Source organism: Alicyclobacillus sp. SP_1 (assembly GCF_024706985.1).
GTDB lineage: Bacteria > Bacillota > Bacilli > Alicyclobacillales > Alicyclobacillaceae > Alicyclobacillus_I.
Genome location: NZ_JAMCCX010000070.1, coordinates 1 through 3,077, shown reverse-complemented (window position 1 = coordinate 3,077; position 3,077 = coordinate 1). Strand labels below are relative to the sequence as shown.

Below are 3,077 nucleotides of genomic sequence, written 5' to 3'. Positions count from 1 at the left end.
GAAGCATAGAGGGTCTTGAGGGATGCAGGATCGATTGGAAGGTGCAAGCGCATATGTCTTCATACTCGCCCTCCTAGGATGGATGTCACAACACCCTGACCATAGTCTGCGCTCAGCAGACATATGAACGTTCCTCTATCCCGTCCTGTATCATGCCGAGTTTTGGGACATGGGTAGGACTAGGACCCACCCCGTCTGGCGAGCAAAGAGGTCCAACCGAGCTGCGAAAAATCCCCCGGCGAAGTGTCTGGAGTCGAGGTCCGCTTGATGCGTGCGCCCAGCTTAACGAAGGCTGGGCACCTGCGGAACCGTGCAAAGACGATAGGAGGTCTCCGCGCATGACCGTTCACGAAGGTAACGTGATTGCAGCACTACACAGCCTGCTCCCAAAGCACCGAGTGGCTGCTGCGGCCTAACGGGCCAAGCGAGAACGCGTTCCGGAGGAGGATGTTTTACCGACGATGTCACATTTTCCGAAGCTACTCCGTCTAAAGAGACGGAAGGATGATTTGATGGGCAGAAGCCTACAAGAACCTATGGGGAGTGGTGACGATGCAAAAACGACTTTGGGGAGTGAGCGCAGCTGCGCTGGCGTTGACGTGTTTGACCGTGACGGGGTGTGGGACGGCTCAAGATGCTACGCCTTCCACGCATTCGTTAGCAACAGCCCAAACGACGTCTTCTTCCAATACCAAAAGTCAAATTGCGAGCATAGTCGTATCGCATTCCCAAATTCGAACCCCAATCAATCAGCCTGTGCGGATAAGCGGTCAAGCCTTGAATTCTCAGCATGAAGTGATTCCCAATGCAAAACTGTCGGTGGTTGGGCTCCCCGATTCTCCATCCGGATATACCGTCAAGACCAATACTCAAGGAGAATTTCATTTGACCACTCAATGGTCCCACCCCGGAAAATACACAATTGCTATAGGAGATGGCAAGCGCTCGATCGATATCTCCGTTCAAGTTGTGAATATCTCTATCTCGAATAATTATCTACCAAAAGCAAAATTTGAAATTGCTTCGAAAAGCGTAATAGAGTCGAGTGCATTATCGAAGAAATTCAATGGAACAATCGGATATTTAAAACACATCTTTCCTTTCAGTTTTTTTTATCCTAATAAAACTATTACACTATACCGTACAGGTGGTCCACACTTCAATGGATGGCACATACCTACCCATGAAATTCAGCTATCCGAAGAGTTTATAGGAACTGTGAACGGCAAGAATTTTGTATTGTTAGCAGGAAATATAGTTCAGAAATGTGGTTCAGTTGGAGGCGTAATTATTGAATATTTAAACGGAGATATGGTTCTTCAGGATAACGTTATAAACGATCCAGCGTTAGACTTATTCATTCGCAATAATGCGATATTTGGTTATCAAGCAGGCGCCCACTATGACGAATTCAATTTATTCACTGGAAAGTCTGTCTATAGCGGAGGTATTGTACCGTCTGGAGAATAATATACAGAAGTAGATCTTACACCTCGCCACTTAAGTCCGTCAGAAGTGGCTACACCATTGCTGAAGGAAGGGCCAAGTCTATACAAGCACTTGACACCTTCCTTGGTCTTTAACTCCAAAACAAGTCATAAGCGCTGGATACAGATATATCCTGATCGACTATACCATTTGGATAAGGACTATCTGACCCTTGGGTTTCTAAACATCTTTCAGCGTACTGCCACACGGTAACATTACTGTTGCATGACGGATAATGGGGTGTATATGTTGGTTTATTCGCTTGAGTAGTACATCCAGGTTCGGGCTCATTTGAGTATAGATACATATTGCTTACATTTGCATTAGCGCTGAGTGCGGTACAGTACGAACTGTTAAACGAACCTGAAGAATCGTTGTTACCGCCCATTGTAGCGTAGAATCCACCAGTATAGTACCCGGCTTCATAGGCATCTCCATACATTCCATCTGCCAATCCTTCTAAAAAACTGTAATGGACAGACCAGTTTTCGAGATCGAAATAGATTAAAGTCCCTGCTTGGACGTATAACTGTTTCGCCAATCTAACAGCATCCTGTGCAATGTCTAGTCCATCCTGATACACATAGGATTCAACATTTGTTTGAGTCAACGAAGCTCCATAAATCAACATAATTGACACCCCGTTGTTATGGAGAAAATCAGCTTCGTTGGTCGTTATTGCGTATTTGTCTAAATATCTACCCCAAAAATCCGGTTTTCCATATGCATCAACCACCAACTCGTACAAGGAATTATAGGCTACATCTTTGAAAGTGAGTGATTGATTTGCAGGCATTGCCGAATCAATGCCCCAAAAAAACTGAGTACCAACAGGATACGCCATGAAAGTCACTCCTTTTAGTTTTCCACCCGGCCGGAGTGGTGAGGAGCGCTTCGTTTTGCCCCTCTACTCTTTACAACGTTCTGACTCGCACTTTTGAAAACCACGTGGTTCCATTCTTTTTGTGGATGCGATGATGATTTGCCAGCACGCCCGTTGCTTCCCATCCTCACGTATTTTCTCCGGCAATATGCTGGACATCTTCGTCATCTCGTCCGCAAAGCACTCGCACAGTTGCATGGCAGCGTCCTTTCTCCCGATATAAGCCTCATCCAGCAGAGCATGAACTTTCTCTATGGAGCATTTCATGGCAATACCCTCTCTCGGATATGTTGGAGGGCTTGACGGTGAATTTTGCTCACCATCATCTGACTCATGCCCAATTGCTCAGCCACGTCCCGTTGTACGCCCTTCGTCATACAGAGCGCGAAGAACCTGTTGTTCTCTCGGAGGCAGTTGTTTCAGAACGTCACGAAGGGCTAGCCCTTCTTCCCAAGCCATCGATGTCGGATCCGGTATTTGCTCTACCCATTCTTCACCGTTCTCCATGTCTAAAGGAGCATTCAGTATCAAAGCTTCCCGATGCCAACGCTTCCATAGCCGATATTCATCCAGCATGGCATGGCGTATGATCTGGCGAATCCAGGCCACTTCCTGTTCCGGCGTGTACAGCGTCATGCTGGCTCACATCCCTTGGTATCCCCACGTCCCCAATAGAGCGCATACCCCAGCAAGTGGTCTTGCAACG

At 46.9% G+C, this 3,077-nt stretch carries 4 protein-coding genes; 1 reads left to right on the top strand and 3 read right to left on the bottom strand.

Features of this window, described 5'->3' with window-relative positions:
- Positions 1-552: 552 nt before the first annotated feature.
- Positions 553-1,470 carry a carboxypeptidase-like regulatory domain-containing protein gene (locus M4I36_RS14065; protein WP_258112385.1) on the top strand — a complete coding sequence of 306 codons (918 nt, stop codon included), beginning with the start codon at positions 553-555 and terminating at the stop codon, positions 1,468-1,470.
- Positions 1,471-1,579: 109 nt separating this feature from the next.
- Here M4I36_RS14065 and M4I36_RS14060 read toward each other — a convergent pair whose 3' ends face one another.
- The 3 genes from M4I36_RS14060 to M4I36_RS14055 all read right to left on the bottom strand — a co-directional run bounded on the left by M4I36_RS14060 (position 1,580) and on the right by M4I36_RS14055 (position 3,007).
- Complete coding sequence (locus M4I36_RS14060) at positions 1,580-2,332, bottom strand: glycoside hydrolase domain-containing protein (protein ID WP_258112384.1); 753 nt, start codon at positions 2,330-2,332, stop codon at positions 1,580-1,582.
- A gap of 302 nt (positions 2,333-2,634) precedes the next feature.
- Entirely contained in the window at positions 2,635-2,694 is a 60-nt protein-coding gene (locus M4I36_RS16925; protein ID WP_374986326.1) for a hypothetical protein, read from the bottom strand.
- A gap of 22 nt (positions 2,695-2,716) precedes the next feature.
- On the bottom strand, positions 2,717-3,007 hold the full coding sequence (locus M4I36_RS14055; RefSeq protein ID WP_258112383.1) for a sigma-70 RNA polymerase sigma factor region 4 domain-containing protein: 291 nt from the start codon (positions 3,005-3,007) through the stop codon (positions 2,717-2,719).
- Positions 3,008-3,077: the final 70 nt, after the last annotated feature.